Source organism: Martelella sp. HB161492, from assembly GCF_013184775.1.
Taxonomy (GTDB): domain Bacteria; phylum Pseudomonadota; class Alphaproteobacteria; order Rhizobiales; family Rhizobiaceae; genus Martelella.
The window spans coordinates 151913-172848 of record NZ_JAATVV010000001.1 but is presented as its reverse complement, the minus strand read 5'-3'; the positions used below and the strand labels follow the sequence as shown (position 1 = coordinate 172848).

Sequence of the window (20936 nt, the reverse complement as noted above, 5' to 3'; positions counted from 1 at the left end):
AAACGAAAGGTTACCAGCATTCGTTTTTCGTTAAGCATATCCGGCTGACGCAGGAGCGAATCAAATGTTGGGGGGGCCTTTCGGATATGCGTTCGTTAGCCGGGGAGTATTTGCGTATGAAGGCACGAAACAGTCTGTTGCGCCTAAAGGCGTTTCAGGTGAAGGAAAAAAGGCGGCAGCTGCAGCAGCTGCAGCTGATGATCGACGAGTTCGAGCGTATGTCCGATGAACTGAAGCGACAGATTGACGCGGAAGAACAGAAGACCGGGATCACGGATCCTGCGCATTTCGCCTATTCCACCTTTGCCAAGTCGGCGCGGCAGCGGGCAGATAATCTGAACGTTTCTGTTCGTGACCTTCTTGAGCAGAGAGCCGTTGGTGAAAGCGAGCTTCTTGAACTCGACACGGAGTATCAGCGCCTGGCGGCGCTTGAAGATCGTGATGGGGTGAGCCGGAAACGCGCCTGAAGCGTCCGGCAGCCAGCTTAGCAAAAAGGGACCGCATCACCGTGATGCGGTCCCTTTTTCATTGGCCGAAGCGGAAATCTCTGATGGAGCATGTGTTTCGCCGCTTTTAAGCGCAGGGCCTTTGCGTCGGCCGCCGCCCGTGCGCCGTTGATCTGCAAGAGAAGCCGAAGGAACGGAAAAGGTGAGTCGAGAGCGGGGATCTGGCAGTGCTGCTCGCACATCGATGTCTTGTGGACGTCTTTATGGCCGGCGCCATCCTGCTGCGTGATCCTCGACTGATCAGCGCGCCGGCAGGTCCTGCGGCGGAAAATTGCCCGCGGTCAGTTCCGGTATTGCTGGATCCGCGTTGTCCGCAATCCAGCCAGGCCGTGATCGTCGATCGAGGTCTGCCAGGACAGGAACTCTTCCACCGTCAGCCGGTAGCGTTCGCAGGCCTCTTCGAGACTGAGCAGACCACCGCGCACGGCGGCAACGACTTCAGCCTTGCGGCGAATGACCCAGCGGCGGGTATTGGCCGGTGGAAGATCGGCTACGGTCAGCGGACTTCCGTCGGGGCCTATTACATACTTCGCGCGGGAGCGGACTAGTTCGGTCATCGTACTCTCTACATAAACTCACAACCAACATGAGAGACGCTAACGCCACATTTTTAAGATTTACCTAAAGGGGAGGTAACCTTCCGGTAACCAGACACCGCGTTGCCGGGGACTGACCTGGGGCGCTGCAGAATACGGTATCTGTTGTGCTGGACTTACGTGAGCTGTACCGGCCGGGCACGATCGGACCAGGCATCGTCCCAAAAGAACAAAACGGCCCGGGTTTCGGGCCGTCTGCAGCATCCGGAAGGATGGAGCGTCAGAACCCGGTCCCGCGACCAACTTCAGAGCGAATTGTGGCGATAAAGATCTTGACGTCGAGCAGTAGATTGAAGTTTGCGACATAATAGAGATCGCACATCACGCGGGCGCGTGCTTCACCCCTGCGGGTCGTCGGTCCGCGCCAACCGCGAATCTGCGCCAGGCCGCTGAGGCCCGGTTTCATCAGATGGCGCATGTGATATTCCGGAACCAGTTCTTCATAGAGCATGCCGCCGGCAAGCATCCCGACTGCATGGCAGCGCGGCCCGATCAGCGACATGTCACCCTTCACCACATTGATGAGCTGCGGCAGCTCGTCAATATTCGTGCGCCGCATGAAGGCGCCGATCTTGGTGATCCGCGGATCATTGGCGACCGTCTGCTGAACACCGCTTTCGTCACCCAGATCGGTTCGCATCGATCTGAATTTGAAGATCTTGATCTTCTTCCCGCCCTGACCCCATCGCGTCTGCGTGAAGAATATGGGGCCGGGACTGTCAATCCTGATCAATGTCGCGACGATCAGAAACAGCGGGAATAAAGCGATGATTGCGGCGAATGAGACGACAAGATCGAACAAACGTTTGACCATCAACTGGACGGTTCGCCTCTTCGAAGATGTTGCAACACAAACCTCATGTCCAAAGGCGCGAGTCGGCAATGTATTTATATCTGAAAAATAGATCGAATTCGAATTTTGAAAATCTGTCACGGTCAAGGAAATACCCTCAATAAAAATTGTATTAGAATTTCCTGATGTGGGATTGTTTTAATATCTTCCGGTCTCTTTGTCACCAAGAAAAAGCCTCAAATCAAGGGGTGCAGCAGGGAGAAGCAGAAAATGATTAACGTCATTCACCGGAGCAGAGCGGTTGGCATCGCCCGGCGTCCGCGCATCGAACAACTAACATGTTGTATTTATAATGATAAACCCCAATAGTTGTATTTTTCGGAATGTGCGTCCCATATACGAATGGTAGCCATGCGCTGTATGCATAGCTATCGCTGTGTCTTACTGGTCACATTTTCAAGTTTCTGCGGCTGTGCTCACCGTGCGAGAGCGGCAACGGATCGCCGTTTCGGCCGGGACAGAGCCTGCAGCAGGCACTGCAGGCGACCAGCGCCGCATGATCGCAAGGTCGTCCGGCGCCGTGCAGAAGGGAAGGAAGCGGCTTGCCATCCTTCGCCACGCGCCGGAGACACCAGTTGAACGCCCACAAGAAGGTCTGCCTGATACCGTAGCGTCGCGTTTGGTGGCAAGCTGCGAAAAGGGTGAAGGCGACACCCGGGCCGATCGCGGAACCAGGCGTCTTGCGCCTGACCGCGACAGCCCCGTAAGGCTGCACGGCTAGAGCCGAAAGGCCGATATTTCCGTTTTCCCGTAGCCGAGTTCATAGGTGGCACCGCCATGATGGAGCAAGGTCAATGTATCGCCGGCGCTCAGATAGGCGATGGCACTGCCCGCCCTGCTTGCCGATATTCCGCCGCTGGAAGCGCCCATCAGGGTGAAAATGGTCTCTGAACTGTTTCTACGCAGTTCAACGGAATGGGCGGCACTGGCCGACGCGGTAACAAGAAGCGAGAGATGATAATAGCCGGTTACTGCGACATGCAGCGCATAGCCGCCGCCGGCGCAGGCGCTGGCAAGTGCGAAACCCGCCTGATGCAGGTGGAGCGTGTCAACGCCGGTTTCGCTGCCCTCCGGGATCACGCCGGCTGAAGATGATGGTGCCGCGCGAACGACAGGGCGTTGCGGCATGGAAATCGTGCCATTATCCGAAACCAGAAGGGCTTCGTACCAGCTGCTGCCATCGGCGCTGGACTTGATGGCGAAGTTGTCGCTGCCGGCAAGGCCCATTTCTGCCCGACCCGACCAGCTGGTTTGAAACAGCAGCGATGCCGTGTCTGTGCTTGCTGCCTTGTTGATCTTCAGCTGGTGGCCATTGCCGGCATTGTTCAGGAGTGTGGCCGCGCCTGCCACGGTGAGGCGATTGGTGCTGTCGGCGCTGGCGTTAACGCCGAGCATGTCGCAAACGGCTGATGCGGGCAGTGGCGGCTGTCTCCATGCGGTGCCGTCATAGCAAAGCAAACTTTCGTCATCTTCGAACCATGCCAGCCAGCCCGGAGCGGGCGCGATGAAGGTCCAGCTGCCATCCTGATAGACTGCAATTTTGTTGTCTGAGCCGCTGAAGGCGTCGCTTGCGCCAGTGCCGACGCAATAGCGTTCACCCTCGGCCGGCGCCGGCGGCGGTACTGTCCGTGTGGATACAATGGAAAGTTGTGTGACCGCATCAAGCCGCTGCAGTGCTTCATTGTGGGTGACGTGCTTTTGTGCCTGTGCGGGCATGATGAAGGGAAGTCCGAGATTGGCAGTATTTTCCGACATGGCCGTCTCCATTGAGAAAGAGTTTCATGGCCAAGATTAAGCGGATGGCAGAAGCCGGGGATAAAGGTTGGCGAGATTCTGTCAGCTTTCAGCCTGAAACGGACCCTCGATCCCTATTCGCAGGTCGCCACTGCGGGTTTGGCCGCTTGGCGCAGCCGATCATATGATCGCGACACGGTCGCCACCATTCACGCATGCGCGGCAAACGGCATATGTCCGTGCGCTGGCGCAAATCGCGGAAATGCCTGCGCGTCCAGCCGACAGACGGTGGCCGCACAGGGCTGTGCCCTGATTTCAGGCGCTTTTCGCCGTCTGCAGGCCTGATGGTTGCCGCGTCGCGACCCGATAGGCAATCGCTTCCCCGACATGGGATCTGCCGACATGATCCTTGCCATCAAGGTCGGCGATCGTGCGCGCCACTTTCAGAATACGATGATAGGCGCGGGCGGAAAACTGAAGCTTTTCGGCTGCTTCCTGAAGCAGTGCCAGGCCGGCAGGATCAGGCATGGCGATGTCCTCGATCTGTCCGGCACTGCAGCGGGCATTGGTCCCCGTGGCATCTGTCTTCCTGAAGCGTTCTGTCTGCACCGACCTGGCGCGGGTCACGCGGCGGGCGATATCGCTGCTCGGTTCGCTGCTGCGCGGTCCCATCAGATCGAGAGCGGAGACAGCAGGGACATTGATGGTGATATCGATGCGGTCCAGCAATGGTCCGGAAATGCGGGCCTGATAGTCGCTGGCGCAGCGCTCGCCGCGCGCACAACTATGGCCGAGTTCGCCTGCCATGCCGCAGCGGCAGGGATTCATGGCGGCAATCAGCTGGAAACGGGCCGGATAGGAGACGCGGTGGTTGGCCCGTGCTATCACGCACTCGCCGGTTTCGAGCGGCTGGCGCAATGCATCGAGCACCTGGGGCGAGAATTCTGGCAGTTCATCGAGAAAGAGAACACCATGATGGGCAAGCGAGGCTTCTCCCGGCCTCGCTTTCAGTCCTCCACCTACAAGTGATGCCATGCTGGCGGAATGATGCGGTGCGCGAAAGGGGCGGCGGTCCGAAAGCTTGCCCCCGGCAATCTGGCCGGCAATTGAATGAATCATGGAGACTTCAAGCAACTCCGCAGGGGCGAGCGGCGGCAGAATGGATGACAGGCGGGCAGCCAGCATCGACTTGCCAGCGCCGGGCGGCCCGACCATCAGCAGGTTATGACCGCCGGCGGCGGCGATCTCCAGCGCGCGCTTGGCGCTTTCCTGGCCTCTGATCTCGGAAAAATCGCCCCCGGAACCGCCGGGATGGCGGATCGCCGGCTGTGGTCTTGAGAGCACCTGTGTGCCCTTGAAATGATTGGCGACGGCAATGAGGCTCCGTGGCGCCAGAATGTCGAGATCGCCTCCCGCCCAGGCCGCTTCAGGGCCACAATCGGCCGGGCAGATCAGACCTTTGTCCAGCGCATTGGCGGTCATGGCGGCGGGCAGAGCGCCTGCGACGGCGGCAATGGTACCATCGAGATTGAGTTCGCCAATGACGAGAAAATTGCCGAGCACATCTGCCGGGATTGCACCAAGCGCCGCCATCAGTCCGAGTGCGATTGCCAGATCGAAATGCGAGCCTTCTTTGGGCAGGTCTGCCGGCGCCAGATTGATGGTGATGCGCTTGGCGGGAAGGGCAAGGCCGGAGGCATGCAGTGCCGCCTGGACACGCTCGCGGCTTTCCGCCACCGCTTTGTCCGGCAGCCCGACAATCTGCATGCCGATCTTGCCGGGTGCAACCATCACCTGAACATCAACAGGGACGCCCTCTATCCCCTGAAATGCGACCGTATTCACCCTGGAAACCATAATCTCGCCGTCCCCCGAAATCTGCGCGAACCAAAGTCTTGATGCAACCCTCGCATGAATATCGCGATCAAGCAAGAACAAAAATAGAACTTGCGCAGCTTATGGGTTGTGTTATGGTTGTCTCGGGTTGTATTTGGGGGAACAAATGATGCACTCACTGAGAAGGCCACAAGGCTGTGCGTCAGCCTGGTGCTGGCGGAACGATCTGTTCCGGTTGTGTCAGGATGCAATGAAAATATACACGTTCTGGTGGTCTGAATGCGTGTCGCAAGAAAAAGGCCTCCCCATGATCCAGGAAGGCCTTTGCTAATCAGGTCGCCGCGCGTGAAGGCTCAGCCGCGCTTCTTTTCGACGGCATCCCAGAAGAGCGCGGCGATATCGGCGCCGCCGAATTTCTGGACCTCGCGGATACCGGTCGGGGAGGTGACGTTGATTTCCGTCATATAGTCGCCGATCACGTCGATGCCGACCAGTATGAAGCCGCGCGCCTTCAGGGCGGGGCCGATGCGGCGACATATCTCCGCCTCACGTGCGGTCAGTTCGGTCGGCTCGGCCCGGCCGCCGACATGCATGTTGGAGCGGCTGTCGGTCTCCGCCGGGACACGGTTGATTGCGCCGGCAAATTCGCCATCGATGAGGATGATGCGCTTGTCACCCTTGCGGACGGCCGGCAGATATTGCTGGGCGATATAGGGTTCCCGGAACATCTGGCCGAACATTTCCAGCAGCGATGTGAAGTTGCGGTCGTCGCGGGTTGAGTGGAACACACCGGCGCCGCCATTGCCGTAAAGCGGCTTCAGGATGATGTCGCCCATTTCGTTGCGGAACCGTGCCAGTTCGCCAGGGTCCTTGGTGATCAGCGTCTTCGGCATCAGATCGGCAAATTCTGTGACGAAGATCTTCTCCGGTGAATTGCGTACCCAGGCCGGGTCATTGACCACCAGTGTCTTCGGGTGAATGCGCTCCAGCATGTGGGTGGTGGTGATATAGGCCATGTCAAAGGGAGGATCCTGACGCAGAAGCACGACATCCATGGTCGAAAGATCGACCCGTTCGCGCGGCCCGAGATCATAGTGATCCCCCTCGACATCCCGCAGCGTCATCGCCTCGACCTCTGCAAACACTTTGCCATCGCGCATGGAAAGCCGGTCGGGCGTGTAGTGGAACAGCTTGTAGCCCCGGGCCTGCGCCTCCAGCGACATGGCGAAAGTGGAATCGCCTGCGATCTTCACCGTGGAGATATGGTCCATCTGGACCGCGACATTCCTGATATTGGCCATGAGAGCACTGTTTCCGCGTTAATGTCATCCAAAACGGAAAGATATGTAATGATGGCGCCGCCGCTTGGCAACGGGTCAGCCGCGGCCGGGCAGAAAACCCGGCCGGGGATCGCCTCAGGCCGCAAGGCAAGCGCCGCAGGATGACAGGCGCTGGCCGCTTGCAGCGTCAAAGAAATGCATCTTTTCGGGCAAAATGGTGAGCATCATGGTGCCAGTGAGGGGGATATCCGGGGACAGGGCTGCAGTCACTGTCCTGCCGGCAAGTGTGAAATGGGCAAGCCGCAGGGCGCCGAGTTCTTCCGCATAGTCAAATTCGAGACGAAGTGCTGCGCCGGAACCTGTTTCGATTTTCAGGTCTTCGGCCCGGATGCCGATGGTGACATTGCCGGAGAGCCCTTCCGCCACGCCACCAAGATCGATCGTCTGATCACCGATCCTGAGGTTGCCGCCCTCGATATGCCCGTCCATGAGGTTCATGGCTGGTGCACCGATGAAGCTGGCGACAAAGGTCGAGGCCGGCTCATGATAGACCTTGAGCGGCGTGCCGATCTGCTCGATCCGCCCGGCATTGAGCACGACAAGGCGATCGGCCAGTGTCATGGCCTCCAGCTGGTCGTGGGTGACGTAGAGCGATGTCGTTCCAAGCCGCTTCTGCAGCCGCTTGATCTCGCCGCGCATGGTCACGCGCAGCTTGGCGTCAAGATTGGACAAGGGTTCATCGAACAGGAAGGCTGCCGGCTTGCGCACGATGGCGCGGCCCATGGCGACACGCTGGCGCTGGCCGCCGGAAAGGGCACGCGGCTTGCGCTCGAGATATTGCTCGATCTCCAGCATCCGCGCTGCCTCCTGCACGCGCGCGGTGATTTCCGCTTTGGGGGTTCCCCGGTTCTTGAGGCCATAGGCAAGATTGTTATAGACCGTCATATGCGGGTAGAGCGCGTAATTCTGGAACACCATGGCAATGTCCCGGTCGGCCGGGTCGATGGTGTTGACCACCCGGCCGTTGATGGAGATGGTGCCCTCCGAGATGTCTTCCAGGCCTGCCACCATGCGCAAAAGGGTGGACTTGCCGCAGCCAGACGGTCCGACAAGAACGATGAATTCGCCATCCCGGATGGAAATGTCGACATCGCTCACCGCCCGTGTCTGGCCGGTATACGTCTTGGAGACCCTGGAGATTTCGATCGATGCCATTGGCTGTTCCTTACTTGTCGCTTTCCGTCAGACCCTTGATGAACCAGCTCTGAAAGATCACGACGATCAGAACCGGGGGCAGCATGGCGAGAATGGCCAGCGCAAAGGCCTTGTTATATTCGGGGATCTGGCTGCCGACCCAGACGAGCAGGATCTGCTTGATGCCGCGCACCAGTGTGTAGAAGCTCTCGTCATTGGTCATCAGCACCGGCCAGAGATACTGATTCCAGCCATAGACAAACATGATGATGAAGATGGCCGCGATCATGGTCCGTGACAGCGGCACAAGAATATCAAAGAAGAATTTCACCGGCCCGGCGCCGTCGATGCGCGCGGCTTCAAGCAGCTCGTCAGGAACGGATTTGAAGAACTGGCGAAAGAAGAAGGTCCCGGTGGCAGAGGCCAGCAGCGGCAGGATGAGACCGGTATAGCTGTTGACGAGATGCAGCTTGGTCATGACGTCATAGGTGGGCAGGATGCGGACTTCGAGCGGCAGCAGCAGTGTCGTGAAGATCATCCAGAAAAACAATGTGCCAAGCCGGAAACGGAAATAGACGATGGCATAGGCCGCCATCATCGACAGCACGATCTTGCCGACGGCAAAGCCGATCCCGAGAATGAAGGAGTTCATCACCATGCGGGCACCGGTCACCTCGCCGGTGAACCCGCCCTTCTGTGTCAGGACGGCGCCATAGGTGGAGGAAAAATCGTCGCCCCAGCTGATCTGCAGGCCGTTAAGATGAACATCCACCGCCTCGTGGGTCGAGGTCATGAAGGCGACGAAGACCGGAGCGATCATGACAAAGGCGCCAATCAGCAGGATGATGTGATCGAAAAATCTGGTTCTGTGCATGGGCGCTTTCCTCAATTGTAGTGGACGCGCCGCTCGATGAAGCGGAACTGGAAGATGGTCAGCACGAAGACGACGAGCATGAGGATGACGGACTGTGCGGCCGATCCGCCGATATCATTGCCGCGGAAGCCGTCCATGTAGACCTTGTAGACAAGGGTGATCGGATTGTTCGCCGCCTTGTCCTTCACGATCACATCGATGATGCCGAACGTGTCGAAGAGCGAATAGGTCATGTTGATGATCAGCAGGAAAAAGGCCGTCGGCGCCAGCATCGGCAGGGTCACCGTCCAGAAACGGCGCAACGGTGCGCGGCAGTCGATGGCCGCTGCTTCTCTGACCGAAACGGGAATGGATTGCAGGCCCGACAGGAAGAAGATGAAATTATAGGGGATCTGCTTCCAGACGGCGACAACGATCATCGCAAAGGCGGTGTCGTAATAATTCATGCCGACCTTCATGTCCCAGCCGAAATAGCGGGCAAATGCGACAAAGGGGCCGACATGCTGGTCGAAGAACATCATGCCGATCAGTCCCGCCACCGGGGGGGCAATGGCATAGACGGAGATGAGCAGGGTTTTGTAGGTGCTTGAGCCACGGATCACAGCGTCCGCCTTGGTCGCGAGCAGCAGGCCGAAAGCGAGTGAAAAAAACGTCACGAGCAGCGTGAAGACCACGGTAAAGGCCGAGATGCGCAGATACTGGCTGTTGGTGACTGCATCGCGGTAATTCGAAAAGCCGACAAAGGTGGAACCGAAGCCGAAGGGATCCTCGAGGTAGAACGACGACTGGACCGCCTGCACCGAGGGCCAGTAGAAGAAGATGAACACCACGGCCATCTGCGGCAGAAGGAATAGGTAGGGCAGCAGGGGCCTGGAGAATTGGACGCGCTTCATGAGCTGATTTCCGATACGGCAAATCCGGGGGTCTGAAGACCCCCGGATGTCAGGTGCGTGGAGATGCGATCAGCCGGCCGTCTTGGCAAAGCGGGCCAGAAGGGCATTGCCCTCGTCCTGGATCGTCTGCATGGCGTCTTCAACGGTCGTTTCACCAGCGAAGATACGGTTATATTCGCGTTCCATGATTTCGCGGATCTGCGGGTAGAAACCCATGCGATAGCCACGGGCCCACTCGCCGTCGGGCAGGGACAGCTGCTGAATGCCGACTTCGGCAACCGGGTGCTCCTTGTACCAGCCGTCCGTCTTGGCCAGTTCATAGGCGGCCTTGGTGATCGGAACATAGCCGGTCGACTTGTGCCAGAAATACTGGATTTCCGGGGAGGTCAGGAATTCGAAGAAGGCGGCGGTGCATTTGTTCTCGGCATCTGACTTGCCCGACAGGGCGAAGAGGGCGGCGCCACCGATGAAGGAATGCGTGCCAGCACCTTCGATCGAGCCCCAATAGGGCAGGAAGGTTGCCGAAAACGGCATCTGGGCTGACGTCTGCAGGCCGCCAAACGAACCGGACGAACCGACCCAGAACGCAACCTTGCCTTCTTCGAAGGGCTTCTGATTGTCGGACCAGCCGGCGCCGTAATAGCCGAAATAGCCCTCGTCATACCATTCCTTGAGCTTCTTATACATCATGACATGCTCGGGATTGGTCACCATGATCTCGGTGCCGTCGATGCTGTCATAACCGTTGTTGTTCGAGGCGAACTGGATATTGTTGCGCGAGAAGAAGTTCTCGGTCATTTCCCAGGTCAGCTGCGACTGGACCAGCGGGGTGTAGCCGGCTGCTTTCAGCTTCGGGGCCATGGCCTCGAACTCTTCCCAGGTCTTCGGCGGCTCGGTGATGCCGGCCTTTTCCATGGCTTCGGTGTTGATATACATGATCGGCGCCGAAGAATTGAACGGCATGCCGACGAATTTGCCGGTGCTGTCGGCGTAGAAATAGCGCACGCCTTCAATGAAGTCTTCGCGGTTGAAGTCGTAACCGGCGTTCTTGATCAGATCTTCAGCCGGGACGGCGGCGCCCTTGGCGTTGATGATGGTGGCGGCACCAGCGTCGAAGACCTGCAGGATATTGGGCTGCTCGCCCGAGCGGAACGCGGCAATGCCAGCGGCGAGCGCCTCTTCATAGGTGCCCTTGGAGATGGGTGTCAGCTGGCAGGCATCCTGCGATGCATTGAACTTTTCGGAAATCTGATTGATGATTTCCTGGTTCTTTCCCCCCATGCCGTGCCACCAGGTGATGTCGGTGGCGGCCAGCGTGGTTGATGCGGAAAGACCGACCGCAAAGGCGGCGAGCGCAAATTTCTTGATCATGAATGTCCCCGTTCGAAGTGTAGGAAAACTGCAAATTCGAATGCAGGACGGGTAGCGGCTCTTCATGACGGTGCCGCTAAGGATTTGTTGCAGAATTGTAAAATGGCCAATTTGGCCTGACGCTTGTCAGAATGCGTCAGGGATATGCCGTGGCAGCCTGCCGGGCGTGACGGCGATGATGTCGAAGCGCGAAGAGAGTGCCTGCCAGTTCCTCTGGCGCGCGAGCCAAAGGTCAGATGCCGCCCGGATGCGCCGCATCGCCTCAAAGGATACCGCATCAATGGCGCTTTCGCGGCTTTTGCGCGCCTTGACCTCGATGAAGATCGCGAGGTCGCCTTTGCGGGCTATCAGGTCGATCTCTCCCGATGGCGTCTTGTAGCGCATGGCGACAACACGATAGCCCTTACATGTTAAGTAAAGCGCAGCGATCCATTCCGCCCGCCGGCCACGGCGTTCTGCCTTGACGCGGGACGAGGCCGGCTCACGCGTCATCGCTGTCCTTCAGGGTCAGTAGCCGTTGATAGAGGTCGCGGCGGGCGAGCCCGGTCATCTGGGCGGCCTCGCTTGCGGCCTTGCCTGCGGGCATTTCGGCGACCAGGCGCTTCAGAAGCGCATCGACATCTTCTTCTGCCGGGGCTTGCCTGGGCAGCGGCGGGCCGATGACCAGCACGATTTCCCCCTTCACATCGCGTGTCGCGAAGGCGTCGGCCAAAAGGCCGAGCGTGTCGCGGGAAAATTCCTCATGGGTCTTGGTCAGTTCCCGGCAGACGGTGGCGGGGCGTTCGCCGCCCAGGACATCGGCGGCCGCAGCAAGCGTGGCGGCGATCCGATGCGGTGATTCGAAAAAGATCAGCGTGGCCGGGATGGCGCCGAGTTCTGCAAGCCGGTCGCGCCGCGCCTTGTCCTTGGACGGCAGAAAGCCGGCGAAGAAAAAGGCATCATTGGGAAGGCCGGCGCCGACGAGGGCTGCCAGCGGTGCCGAGGCGCCGGGGATCGGAAAGACCGGCAGGTCTTCGGCGATGGCACGTATGGCAAGACGATAGCCGGGATCGGAGACCAGCGGCGTTCCTGCATCGGAAACCAGCGCCACCGATCTGCCCTCGCGCAGTGCTGCCAGAAGCTTTTCGCCGGCTTCCTCGGCATTGTGCTCGTGATAGGCAAAGGGGCGGGCGCGGATGACATAGCGGTCGATGAGCTTGCGGGTCACGCGGGTATCCTCGCAGGCGAGGATATCGGCGGCGGCGATCGTCTCCAGCGCACGCAGGGTGATATCACCGAGATTGCCGATCGGCGTTGCCACCAGATAAAGGCCGGGCGCAAGCGGCCGGGCATCGAGTTTGCGCCCGGAAATCTCGAAAGTTGGCGCCCCGGCGTTATCCTGCATGGTTGTTGTCCCTGTTCATGTCTTCTTATGATCACGGCTTTGCACTGGCGACAAGGATATTGAAGCCGTCCTCATGTGAATTATGGGTATGGCGTGAAAACCGGCCCTTGCCTTTCACCCGGCTTTCCTGTCAATTTGAGCCCCCAAACCTGCGGCGGCACCTGATCGTGGCCGCTGGTTCCAAACGCCCGTGCGGCGGAGATTGAGTGGAAGCGAAAGTCATGCGTATCACCCTGGAGCGGTCCAACCTGTTGAAGTCCCTGAACCATGTTCATCGCGTGGTCGAAAGGCGCAACACGATCCCGATTCTCTCCAATGTGCTGCTGAAGGCCGAAGGCAACAGCCTGACCATGAAGGCAACCGACCTGGATCTTGAAATCACCGAGGCAACGGCTGCCATGGTGGAAAAGGCCGGTGCGACCACCGTGCCCGCCTATCTGCTTTATGAAATCGTCCGCAAGCTTTCGGACGGTTCGGAGGTGATGCTGGCGACCGATCCCGATGGGGCGTCGATCTCGGTTGCCTCGGGCCGGTCGAAGTTTTCGCTGCAATGCCTGCCCGAAGCCGATTTTCCGGATCTGACCGCCGGCACCTTCAGCCATGCCTTCACCATCAAGGCCTCCGAGCTGAAGATGCTGATCGACCGGACCCAGTTCGCGATTTCCACCGAGGAAACCCGCTATTATCTGAACGGCATCTTCTTCCACGCCATGAGCGAGGGGTCGTCTTTGAAGCTGCGTGCTGTCGCCACCGATGGTCACCGTCTGGCGCGCGCCGAGATCGAGGCGCCTGCGGGTTGCGAAAACATGCCGGGCGTCATCATTCCGCGCAAGACGGTGGGCGAGATCCAGAAGCTGGTTGACGACCCGGAGGCAAGCGTCAAGGTCGAGGTTTCCGATGCGAAGATCCGCTTTACCATTGGCGAGATCGTCATGACGTCGAAGCTGATCGACGGCACTTTCCCGGATTATCAGCGTGTTATTCCGGCCAATAATGATCGCGAGATGCGCATTGATTGCCAGGGCTTCGCCAAGGCCGTTGACCGCGTTTCGACGGTGTCATCTGAGCGCGGCCGCGCCGTCAAGCTGTCGCTTTCCGAAGGCCAGCTGACGCTGACCGTCAACAATCCCGATTCGGGCAGCGCCACCGATGAACTCGCCGTCTCCTATGACAGCGAGCCGATGGATATCGGCTTCAACGCCAAATATCTGCTCGACATTACCTCGCAGCTGACCGGCGAGGATGCCGTTTTCCTGTTTGCCGATGCCGGATCGCCGACGCTGATCCGTGATACGGCCAGCGCCGAAGCGCTCTATGTCCTGATGCCGATGCGCGTTTAGGCCGACCAACGGGGAGGGGACGATTTACGCACTCTACGTCACGCATCCCCAGGTGGACCAGGATCCTGCCGTGCCGGTGCCTGAATGGCGGCTTTCCGCTCTCGGGCGAAAGCGCATGGCGGCCTTTGCCGCGCGGCCAGTCGTGCAGGACCTCGGCCATATCATCGCGAGTGCTGAAACCAAGGCGGTTGAGGCCGCAGGCATTCTGGCGGCAGCGGCGGGACGTGGTTTCGAGATTGTGGCAGAGACTCATGAAAATGACCGCTCGGCCACCGGCTATCTGGCTGGTGCGGATTTCGAGGCTGCACGGCTCGCCTTTCTCGGGCAGCCGGATGTCTCCTATCGCGGCTGGGAGCGGGCTGAGGATGCGCAGGCGCGCATTGTCAAAGCTGTTCAGTCCGTGCTTGCGCTTCGGCGGTGGAAACGCCCCATCGCCTTTGTCGGCCATGGCGCGGTTGGAACGCTGCTGAAGTGCCATCTGAAAGGTGTGGCGATCGGTGCCGATGAGGATCAGCCGGCCGGTGGCGGAAATATTTTCTGCTTCAGCCTTTCCGATGGCGGGCTTTTATGCGACTGGACGCCGATGGAACGATGGGAAGGATGGCCGAAATGAGTGCGAAGGATCGATTGATTGTCGGGCTGGATATCCCGACGGTGGCCGAGGCGGAAGCCATGGTCACGCTGCTGGGCGATGCGGTGGATTTCTACAAGATCGGCTATCAGCTGGCTTTTGCAGGCGGACTGGATTTCGCCCGCGAGCTGGCTGCCGACGGCAAGAAGATCTTCCTTGATATGAAGCTGCTCGATATCGACAACACGGTTGCCAAGGGTGTCGAGAATATCGCCAAGATGGGCATGTCGATGCTGACATTGCACGCTTATCCCAAGGCCATGCGGGCTGCCGTGGCTGCCGCCGAGGGCTCCGGCCTCTGCCTGCTCGGCGTTACCGTCCTCACCTCCATGGATGACGAGGATCTGCTTGAGGCCGGGTATGCAATCGATGCGAAGAGCCTGGTGGAAAAGCGCGCGGCGCAGGCGGCTGAAGCGGGGATGGGCGGGATCGTCTGTTCAGCTGCAGAAGCTGACATCGTGCGCCAGATCGTCGGGCCGGACATGGCGGTCGTGACGCCTGGTATCCGCCCGCTCGGCGCGGACCAGGGGGATCAGAAGCGGGTTGTCACCCCGCATGATGCCGTCAAGGCCGGGGCCTCCCATCTTGTCGTCGCACGCCCTGTGGTCAAGGCAGACGACCCGCAGGCAGCCGTGCGCGCCATTCTCGGAGAAGTTGAAACGGCCATCTGGCCGGCCAACCGGTAAGTCGGGCATTAATTACCTGTGACGGCAAAGCCACGAGGCGGAAAAAACACTGCCTTTTGGGCCGCAGCGGCGTTAGGCACTTCACCTTGCTGTCGGATTGGGCTAAGGGAATTGCAATCTATCATGAACATGTGTGCAGTCAGGAGCGAGCTATGACGCTTTCGAATATTCCCCCGTTGGTGACGGTATTCGGTGGGTCGGGTTTTCTCGGGCGCTATGTCGTGCGTGCGCTTGCCAAGCGTGGCTATCGCATTCGTGTTGCGGTCCGTCGGCCGGATCTTGCCGGTTTCCTGCAGCCGCTCGGCAATGTCGGGCAGATCACGTTCGTTCAGGCCAATCTGCGTTATCCCGATTCGGTCAAAAATGCCGTTTCCGGCGCATCCCATGTCGTCAATTGTGTCGGTCTGCTGTTCGAGAGCGGCAAGAACAAGTTCGATTCCGTGCAGGCCAAGGGCGCCGCGCTCGTTGCCGAAGCCGCGCGGGCTGAAGGTGCTGCGCTCACCCATGTTTCTGCCATCGGTGCCAGTGCCAGCGCAGCGTCTTCCTACGCGCGCACGAAGGCTGCCGGCGAAAGGGCGGTGCAGGATACGCTCGGCGATGCCGTGATCCTGAGACCGTCACTGGTCTTCGGTACGGAAGACCAGTTTTTCAACAAATTTGCAGCCATGACATTGTCATCGCCCTTCCTGCCGCTGATCGGCGGAGGCAGGACGAAATTCCAGCCGGTCTATGTCGGTGATGTTGCTGAGGCTGTCGCGCTGTCTGTCGAAGGTAAGCTCGTCAACGGAGCAATCTACGAACTTGGCGGTCGCGACGTTGTCGATTTCCGTCAGTGTCTCGAGATGATTTTGAAGATCACCGGGCGCAAGCGCCGGCTGGTGTCTGTTCCTTTCGGGCTGGCCTCGCTGTTTGCCGGCATCGCCTCCGCGGTGCCGCTGGTCAGGCCGCCGGTAACGCCGGATCAGATTCGGCTGCTGAAGCATGACAATGTCGTCTCTGCCGAGGCGATTGCGGAAGGACGCACACTCGAGGCGGCGGGCATTACGCCGGTCGTGCTCGGTTCAGTCCTGCCGTCATATCTGGTGCAGTACCGCGAACACGGGCAGTTCGGGCGTGTCGCCTGAGGGCAAAATGCGCTTCATGGCATCATAATTGGAACAAAATTTTCACCTCTGCGTCATAGACGTAGTGATACTGCTGTCACAAGGGTAACGTTGTTTACGCTTTGTTGACATGTTGGGCGTGATCATGATTGAGCGATCAGATACTGAAAGGTCTTTCGCGATGGGTAAATCGATTGCCTTCCTCTTTGTTGGTGCTGCGCTGGTTATCATCGCCGCCTCGCTTGCTGCGCCGGGTACGGTCGCTGCCGGCAAGGATGGCTGTGCACCGGCCTATGGCATCGATCCTTGTGCGACTGCGGCAATTCACTGACCGGTTCTGATCTGGGGGCGGATCGGACCAGAGCATTTCCTCCCTTCTCCTTTCTCTACATGTAAAATCCGCTGCCGTGTGGCATGCGGTATTTTGTCGCGTGTCTGAGAGGTGGGAGGCCCGGCGCACAGTATGTCGCCCGGTCGCTGAAAAGCCGCTTAAGCGTCATCGGCCGCGTCCACATGAACACTGCGTCGCCTAAATGTGAACTTTCATACTCCAGAAAAATCTTGACAGTGGTCACCTTCTTTCGGCAAAGTCGCCTCGAAAAGGAAGGTTTAACAGCCATCGGTTAAGGTCATGCTCGTCTGCAGCTGCAATTTCATCACTGAAAAAGAGATCGAGGACACGGTTAACGAGCTCCTCGCAGAAGATTGCTGGCAGCTTATCGTACCGGCGAAAGTCTACCACCGTATGGCAAAGCGCGGCCGTTGCTGCGGTTGCTTCCCGAACGTCGTCGACATTATCATCCGCACGACAGAGGCGTATCATCTGAAACGTGACTCGACCGAGGCGGAGATTTTTGATTTTATGAGCCGCCTCAAACAGTTCCATGAACAAAACAGGAGAGCGGACATTGAAAGGCGACAAAAAAGTCATCGAGCGGCTGAACGAAGCACTGTTTCTTGAGCTTGGTGCGGTCAATCAGTATTGGCTGCATTACCGTCTTCTTGAGGATTGGGGCTTAACCAAGCTCGCCGCCAAGGAGCGCGCCGAATCGATCGAGGAAATGCACCACGCCGACAAGCTGGTGGATCGCATTATCTTCCTCGAAGGTCATCCCAATCTGCAGACACTTGCACCACTGCGCATCGGCCAGAATGTCAAGGAAGTGCTGGAAGCCGATCTTGCCGGTGAATATGAGGCCCGCAATTCCTACAAGGCCTCGCGTGATATCTGTCACGAAGCTGGTGATTATGTGAGCATGAAGCTCTTCGAGGAGCTGATGATTGATGAGGAGGGCCATATCGACTTCCTCGAGACCCAGCTTGAGCTGCTTGAAACACTTGGCGACAAGAAATACGCCATGCTCAACGCTGCCGCCACCAATGAGGCGGAAGACTGATCATCTATGCTGCAGTGCAGTCTGATCATTGATGAAGAAGAGCCCCGGCCCGCATGAGGCCGGGGTTTTTCGTCAGGCCACAAGGTGGCGGAATTCGGCGACGATCTCCTGGTAGACGGCACGTTTGAAGTCCACGATCAGGTCGGGAAGGGCCTCCATGTCGACCCATTGCCAGGCATCGAATTCGCGCATGTGGCCCTGAGGCGGCGGGTCAATGGCGATCTCGCGCTCGTCACCTTCGAAGCGGAAGGCGAACCAGCGCTGGGTCTGGCCGCGATATCTGCCGCGCAGGCCGATGCCGATCAGCGCTTCCGGCAGATCATAATTGATCCAGCGTGAGGCCTCGGCCAGAAGCGTTACGGTCTTCATGCCCGTTTCTTCATAGAGTTCGCGCATAGCTGCGGGCAGCGGAGCCTCACCGGCATCTATGCCGCCCTGGGGCATCTGCCACAGCTGCGGGCGGCCATCGCTTTCGCTGTTGTTTTCCGACAGGCGGCGGCCAACCCAGACCTTGCCGTCACGATTGAGCACCATGACACCGACATTGGGGCGATAGGGGAGTTCATCGGCGCGTGGCCGGCGGATGTCCTCAGACAAGGCAAACCTCCTGAAAATAAGCCGCCCGGACAGGAGCTGAAGGCGGCAGGGCTGAAATTGCCGCCTTGTTATCATGCCGGGCCATCAGGCAGGAAGGGGGCGCATGGCCTCAGGCCGCCATCAGTGTCGCCATGGCCTTGTGGAAGCGGGCCGTGATGGCATCGCGGTCGCGGTGACGGCCGTTTTCGACCAGCTTCCGTCCGGCGATCCAGACGCTGTCAACCTTCACCGCATTGGCAAAGATAAAGCCATCAAGGGCTGCATCCCCCTGAAGCCACGGGGCCGTTGCAGTATCGAGAGAGACGAAATCGGCAGCACCGCCTTCCGTGATCGCCGCGGAAGCACCAAGGGCGCGCGCGCCACCATCGACGGCGAGATCGATGAGGTGACGCCCGGTGGAGCCGCCGGCCGGGGCGATCACATTGCGGGCATGTTCGGCAAGGCGTGCCGAATATTCCAGCTGGCGCAATTCATCGGCAAGACCGATCAGCACATTGGAATCAGAGCCGACGCCAAGCCGCCCGCCCGCCGCCAGGAAGGCGGCGGCAGGAAAGGTTCCGTCACCCAGATTGGCCTCCGTGACCGGGCAGAGACCGGCGACCGCGCCCGAGCGGGCAAAGCGGGCGGTTTCTTCCGCGCTCATATGGGTGGCGTGGATCAGGCACCAGCGCCCGTCGACGGCGGCATTGTCAAACAGTAGCGAGACCGGGCGCGTACCGCTCCAGGCGATACAGTCTTCGACCTCTTTCAGCTGTTCGGCGACATGAATGTGGATCGGTCCATCGCCGGCGAGCGCGGCGACCCTTCCCAGATCCTCAAGCGTGACGGCGCGCAGCGAGTGGGGCGCAACGCCCAGGCGTGATGTGGGAAGCGGAGAAAGCGCCTGCCGGGCCGCCGCCATCAGCCGCGCGAAGCTTTCCGTGTCATGGATGAAGCGGCGCTGGCCCTCATGTGGGGCAAGGCCGCCAAAGCCGGACTGGGCGTAGAAAACCGGCAGCAGCGTCAGGCCGATACCGGTTTTTGTCGCTGCAGCGGCAATCCGCTCCGCCATCTCGGCAATGTTGTCGTAGTGGCCGCCATCCTCGCCATTGTGGAGATAATGGAACTCTCCGACCCGGCCGAAGCCTGCTTCCAGCATTTCCATGTAGAGCTGTGCCGCAATGGCTTCGACCTCATCCGGCCGGATCTTCCACGCAAAGCGATACATCAGCTCGCGCCAGCTCCAGAAGCTGTCGGCCGTCATGCCGCGCCGCTCGGTCATGCCGGCCATGGCGCGCTGGAAGGCGTGGCTGTGAAGGTTGGGTATGGCGGGAATGATCAGCCCGTGCCGCTCATCGCCTGGCTCGGCCGCTACGTCCGTTGCGATCGCGTCAATCAGCCCCTCGCGAACCGTCAGCCGGGCATTGCTCACCAGGCCGTTTCGCGTCAATATCGTCTCGGCAAAGATCCGTGTCATCGGCCTCATCCCCATTGTCTTATTTTGTATATACATAAAATGACTTTGGACCGCAAATGACAACGCATGATGTGATGGCATCGCAGCGCACAAACTTCCTGTAATTTGTCTAGACAAAATATATGGGCCATGGCTAGTATGCCCATGGAAGGGGCAGAATGCCCGCCTGCATAAAATTTCACAGAATGAGGGGTTCGAATATGAACATGAAGTGGATTGCCGCAGCCTCGCTTTGCGGTTTCATGGCGGCCACCGCCGCCCATGCCGCCGATACCAAGGTTGCCATCGGCTTTTCCGGCTGGACCGGTTTTGCACCGCTGACGCTGGCCAAGGAAGCCGGCATCTTCGAGAAGAACGGTCTTGATGTCACGCTGGTCAAGATCCCGCAGGCAAGCCGCCATCTGGCGCTGGCATCCGGCGACATCCAGTGCGCGGCCACCACCACCGAGACCTTTATCGTCTGGGCTGCTGCCGGTGTTCCGACGACGCAGATCTTCCAGCTCGATCAGTCGCACGGCGCCGATGGCATTGTTGTCCGCAACGACATTTCCTCCTTTGCTGATCTGAAAGGCAAGACCATTGCGGCCTCCGCACCCGGCACGTCGCCTTACTTCCTGCTCGCTTACATGCTGAAGCAGAACGGCATGACCATGGATGACGTCAAGGTCGTCAATCTGGAGCCCGGTCCGGCGGCCCAGGCGTTCCTGGCTGGCCAGAACGACGCTGCCATGACCTATGAGCCCTATCTCTCTTCGGTTCGTGATGCGGGCGATGCCGGCAAGATCATGGCGACAACTGTTGATTATCCGGCTGTTATCGACACCTTCGGCTGCACGCCGGCCTTCCTGGCTGACAATCCGGATGCTGCCAAGGCGCTGGCCAACTCCTATTATCAGGCGCTGGACATGATCGCTGCCGAGCCGGACAAGTCCTATGAGATCATGGGTGCCGACGTGAACCAGACAGCAGACGAATTCAAGGCTTCGGCTGAATATCTGGAATGGCAGGACCGCGATGCGGCGATCGCCTTCTTCGACGGTCCTTACAAGCAGTTCTCCGAAGATGCTGCCCAGCTTCTGCTTGATGCCGGCGTCATCAGGGAAATTCCGGATCTGACGGTTCTGGCCGATCCGAGCTATATCCAGCAGTAATTTTGACCATGCCGGCGGGGGCTGATTGCTGTCAGCCCCCGCCCTTTGCCGTTT

General features: G+C 59.2%; 22 protein-coding genes. 9 read left to right on the top strand and 13 right to left on the bottom strand.

Annotated elements, in window-relative coordinates; all coding sequences use genetic code 11:
• Window positions 1-116: 116 nt before the first annotated feature.
• Window positions 117-467 (top strand): flagellar export protein FliJ, encoded by a 351-nt coding sequence (locus HCK86_RS00795; RefSeq protein WP_176082939.1) that lies wholly within the window; start codon window positions 117-119, stop codon window positions 465-467.
• Between the two features lie 320 nt (window positions 468-787).
• Here HCK86_RS00795 and HCK86_RS00790 read toward each other — a convergent pair whose 3' ends face one another.
• From HCK86_RS00790 to rsmI, 11 genes are all read right to left on the bottom strand, one after another.
• Entirely contained in the window at window positions 788-1063 is a 276-nt protein-coding gene (locus HCK86_RS00790) for a DUF1153 domain-containing protein (protein WP_141148765.1), read from the bottom strand.
• Window positions 1064-1322: 259 nt separating this feature from the next.
• Window positions 1323-1916: a sugar transferase gene (locus HCK86_RS00785; protein WP_176082568.1), complete on the bottom strand. Its 594-nt coding sequence runs from the start codon at window positions 1914-1916 to the stop codon at window positions 1323-1325.
• 756 nt (window positions 1917-2672) lie between these two features.
• The gene (locus HCK86_RS00780; protein ID WP_176082567.1) at window positions 2673-3710 is read right to left on the bottom strand and encodes a DUF2793 domain-containing protein; all 1038 of its coding nucleotides are present in this window, start codon (window positions 3708-3710) and stop codon (window positions 2673-2675) included.
• Between the two features lie 294 nt (window positions 3711-4004).
• Window positions 4005-5546 (bottom strand): YifB family Mg chelatase-like AAA ATPase, encoded by a 1542-nt coding sequence (locus HCK86_RS00775; protein ID WP_176082566.1) that lies wholly within the window; start codon window positions 5544-5546, stop codon window positions 4005-4007.
• A 332-nt stretch (window positions 5547-5878) separates the two neighbouring features.
• Window positions 5879-6826, bottom strand: coding sequence for a glutathione synthase (gene gshB / locus HCK86_RS00770; protein WP_176082565.1), 948 nt, complete (start codon window positions 6824-6826; stop codon window positions 5879-5881).
• Between the two features lie 114 nt (window positions 6827-6940).
• Window positions 6941-8020, bottom strand: coding sequence for a sn-glycerol-3-phosphate ABC transporter ATP-binding protein UgpC (gene ugpC / locus HCK86_RS00765; RefSeq protein ID WP_176082564.1), 1080 nt, complete (start codon window positions 8018-8020; stop codon window positions 6941-6943).
• A gap of 10 nt (window positions 8021-8030) precedes the next feature.
• The gene (gene ugpE / locus HCK86_RS00760; protein WP_176082563.1) at window positions 8031-8873 is read right to left on the bottom strand and encodes a sn-glycerol-3-phosphate ABC transporter permease UgpE; all 843 of its coding nucleotides are present in this window, start codon (window positions 8871-8873) and stop codon (window positions 8031-8033) included.
• Between the two features lie 11 nt (window positions 8874-8884).
• The gene (locus tag HCK86_RS00755; RefSeq protein WP_176082562.1) at window positions 8885-9766 is read right to left on the bottom strand and encodes an ABC transporter permease subunit; all 882 of its coding nucleotides are present in this window, start codon (window positions 9764-9766) and stop codon (window positions 8885-8887) included.
• Window positions 9767-9835: 69 nt separating this feature from the next.
• A complete protein-coding gene (locus tag HCK86_RS00750) occupies window positions 9836-11137 on the bottom strand; it encodes an extracellular solute-binding protein (protein WP_176082561.1) in 1302 nt (433 codons plus the stop codon).
• 126 nt (window positions 11138-11263) lie between these two features.
• A complete protein-coding gene (locus HCK86_RS00745) occupies window positions 11264-11629 on the bottom strand; it encodes a YraN family protein (RefSeq protein WP_176082560.1) in 366 nt (121 codons plus the stop codon).
• The gene (gene rsmI, locus HCK86_RS00740; protein ID WP_176082559.1) at window positions 11619-12521 is read right to left on the bottom strand and encodes a 16S rRNA (cytidine(1402)-2'-O)-methyltransferase; all 903 of its coding nucleotides are present in this window, start codon (window positions 12519-12521) and stop codon (window positions 11619-11621) included. Before rsmI ends, HCK86_RS00745 begins: the two co-directional genes overlap by 11 nt.
• 221 nt (window positions 12522-12742) lie before the next feature.
• Here rsmI and dnaN point away from each other — a divergent pair, with 221 nt between their 5' ends.
• The 7 genes from dnaN (at window position 12743) to bfr (ending at window position 17678) form a co-directional block, all read left to right on the top strand.
• Window positions 12743-13861 (top strand): DNA polymerase III subunit beta, encoded by a 1119-nt coding sequence (gene dnaN, locus HCK86_RS00735; protein ID WP_141148755.1) that lies wholly within the window; start codon window positions 12743-12745, stop codon window positions 13859-13861.
• Between the two features lie 22 nt (window positions 13862-13883).
• Complete coding sequence (locus HCK86_RS00730; protein WP_176082938.1) at window positions 13884-14474, top strand: histidine phosphatase family protein; 591 nt, start codon at window positions 13884-13886, stop codon at window positions 14472-14474.
• Complete coding sequence (gene pyrF / locus HCK86_RS00725; RefSeq protein ID WP_176082558.1) at window positions 14471-15178, top strand: orotidine-5'-phosphate decarboxylase; 708 nt, start codon at window positions 14471-14473, stop codon at window positions 15176-15178. Before HCK86_RS00730 ends, pyrF begins: the two co-directional genes overlap by 4 nt.
• A gap of 152 nt (window positions 15179-15330) precedes the next feature.
• Window positions 15331-16302 carry a complex I NDUFA9 subunit family protein gene (locus tag HCK86_RS00720; protein WP_176082557.1) on the top strand — a complete coding sequence of 324 codons (972 nt, stop codon included), beginning with the start codon at window positions 15331-15333 and terminating at the stop codon, window positions 16300-16302.
• Window positions 16303-16462: 160 nt separating this feature from the next.
• Window positions 16463-16612, top strand: coding sequence for a hypothetical protein (locus HCK86_RS00715; RefSeq protein ID WP_176082556.1), 150 nt, complete (start codon window positions 16463-16465; stop codon window positions 16610-16612).
• A gap of 300 nt (window positions 16613-16912) precedes the next feature.
• Entirely contained in the window at window positions 16913-17242 is a 330-nt protein-coding gene (locus HCK86_RS00710) for a (2Fe-2S)-binding protein (RefSeq protein WP_141148752.1), read from the top strand.
• Complete coding sequence (bfr, locus tag HCK86_RS00705) at window positions 17190-17678, top strand: bacterioferritin (RefSeq protein WP_176082555.1); 489 nt, start codon at window positions 17190-17192, stop codon at window positions 17676-17678. The genes HCK86_RS00710 and bfr overlap by 53 nt, the downstream gene beginning before the upstream one ends.
• 72 nt (window positions 17679-17750) lie before the next feature.
• On the opposite strand, the gene HCK86_RS00700 is transcribed toward bfr, so the two are convergent.
• Together HCK86_RS00700 and HCK86_RS00695 are read right to left on the bottom strand one after the other, a co-directional pair.
• Entirely contained in the window at window positions 17751-18263 is a 513-nt protein-coding gene (locus HCK86_RS00700; RefSeq protein ID WP_348641034.1) for an RNA pyrophosphohydrolase, read from the bottom strand.
• Window positions 18264-18384: 121 nt separating this feature from the next.
• On the bottom strand, window positions 18385-19731 hold the full coding sequence (locus HCK86_RS00695; protein ID WP_176082553.1) for a formimidoylglutamate deiminase: 1347 nt from the start codon (window positions 19729-19731) through the stop codon (window positions 18385-18387).
• Window positions 19732-19937: 206 nt separating this feature from the next.
• Between HCK86_RS00695 and HCK86_RS00690 the strand changes: the two genes are divergently transcribed.
• Window positions 19938-20882: an ABC transporter substrate-binding protein gene (locus tag HCK86_RS00690; RefSeq protein WP_176082937.1), complete on the top strand. Its 945-nt coding sequence runs from the start codon at window positions 19938-19940 to the stop codon at window positions 20880-20882.
• Window positions 20883-20936 lie beyond the last annotated feature (54 nt).

Bases quoted from the DNA above. Each gene is read 5' to 3' on its own strand.
- HCK86_RS00795 (WP_176082939.1), top strand. From the start codon at position 117: ATGAAGGCACGAAACAGTCTGTTGCGCCTAAAGGCGTTTCAGGTGAAG.
- HCK86_RS00790 (WP_141148765.1), bottom strand. From the start codon at position 1,063: ATGACCGAACTAGTCCGCTCCCGCGCGAAGTATGTAATAGGCCCCGAC.
- HCK86_RS00785 (WP_176082568.1), bottom strand. From the start codon at position 1,916: ATGGTCAAACGTTTGTTCGATCTTGTCGTCTCATTCGCCGCAATCATC.
- HCK86_RS00780 (WP_176082567.1), bottom strand. From the start codon at position 3,710: ATGTCGGAAAATACTGCCAATCTCGGACTTCCCTTCATCATGCCCGCA.
- HCK86_RS00775 (WP_176082566.1), bottom strand. From the start codon at position 5,546: ATGGTTTCCAGGGTGAATACGGTCGCATTTCAGGGGATAGAGGGCGTC.
- gshB (WP_176082565.1), bottom strand. From the start codon at position 6,826: ATGGCCAATATCAGGAATGTCGCGGTCCAGATGGACCATATCTCCACG.
- ugpC (WP_176082564.1), bottom strand. From the start codon at position 8,020: ATGGCATCGATCGAAATCTCCAGGGTCTCCAAGACGTATACCGGCCAG.
- ugpE (WP_176082563.1), bottom strand. From the start codon at position 8,873: ATGCACAGAACCAGATTTTTCGATCACATCATCCTGCTGATTGGCGCC.
- HCK86_RS00755 (WP_176082562.1), bottom strand. From the start codon at position 9,766: ATGAAGCGCGTCCAATTCTCCAGGCCCCTGCTGCCCTACCTATTCCTT.
- HCK86_RS00750 (WP_176082561.1), bottom strand. From the start codon at position 11,137: ATGATCAAGAAATTTGCGCTCGCCGCCTTTGCGGTCGGTCTTTCCGCA.
- HCK86_RS00745 (WP_176082560.1), bottom strand. From the start codon at position 11,629: ATGACGCGTGAGCCGGCCTCGTCCCGCGTCAAGGCAGAACGCCGTGGC.
- rsmI (WP_176082559.1), bottom strand. From the start codon at position 12,521: ATGCAGGATAACGCCGGGGCGCCAACTTTCGAGATTTCCGGGCGCAAA.
- dnaN (WP_141148755.1), top strand. From the start codon at position 12,743: ATGCGTATCACCCTGGAGCGGTCCAACCTGTTGAAGTCCCTGAACCAT.
- pyrF (WP_176082558.1), top strand. From the start codon at position 14,471: ATGAGTGCGAAGGATCGATTGATTGTCGGGCTGGATATCCCGACGGTG.
- HCK86_RS00720 (WP_176082557.1), top strand. From the start codon at position 15,331: ATGACGCTTTCGAATATTCCCCCGTTGGTGACGGTATTCGGTGGGTCG.
- HCK86_RS00715 (WP_176082556.1), top strand. From the start codon at position 16,463: ATGGGTAAATCGATTGCCTTCCTCTTTGTTGGTGCTGCGCTGGTTATC.
- HCK86_RS00710 (WP_141148752.1), top strand. From the start codon at position 16,913: ATGCTCGTCTGCAGCTGCAATTTCATCACTGAAAAAGAGATCGAGGAC.
- HCK86_RS00695 (WP_176082553.1), bottom strand. From the start codon at position 19,731: ATGACACGGATCTTTGCCGAGACGATATTGACGCGAAACGGCCTGGTG.
- HCK86_RS00690 (WP_176082937.1), top strand. From the start codon at position 19,938: ATGAAGTGGATTGCCGCAGCCTCGCTTTGCGGTTTCATGGCGGCCACC.